General features: G+C 55.2%; 1 pseudogene. It reads right to left on the bottom strand.

From position 1 onward, the window contains the following. Nucleotides 1-5 precede the first annotated feature (5 nt). Nucleotides 6-581, bottom strand: a pseudogene (locus tag ACK4TH_RS13015) (hypothetical protein); the annotation flags it as partial.

Below are 581 nucleotides of genomic sequence, written 5' to 3'. Positions count from 1 at the left end.
TCCCTTCAGTGATTCCACCGTTGCACTTGGTGCTTGACACCGCCCACATAAGTTGTGGCACCACCGATCACCTGACTGAATTTAATCTTGCGGAAACCGGAGATAACCACCGAAATCTCGTAGTCGGGTTTGGGCAGTTTTAATTCCCAGACGGTGCCATCAGACACACGCAGCGACATGACATTTCCAATAGCGTAGCCCTTGGCATACGGTATGATCGGCACGCCCACACGAGTTGAGATTGCCTCGCCGACCAGATCGGCTGCCCAGGTCTGTGCTATCTCGTCGCGCCCTTTGGCGAAAGCTGGCAGACCGTCATGGGCTTCAGGCTTGACCTCGACGCTGGTGATCTGCAGATAGCGCGACACGGACGTCGGGATGGTAGCCTCAGACAGGCTCTGTGAAAACCTGGCCAGCAACCCTGGCTTACCGTTAGCGCCGTTGTAGACCATGGCCACACGAACATCCATGTCTTCCTGCGTAGGCGGCCGATTTAGTAGATCGATATACGCAAAGCTGACTGGATAAGCGCGTACGACGTTCATTGACTTGAAGTCGAACAGCATGACCTGCCCGCGGAT

Source organism: Tepidimonas sp., assembly GCF_046292505.1.
GTDB lineage: Bacteria > Pseudomonadota > Gammaproteobacteria > Burkholderiales > Burkholderiaceae_C > Tepidimonas.
This window is presented reverse-complemented; position numbering and strand designations above follow the sequence as displayed.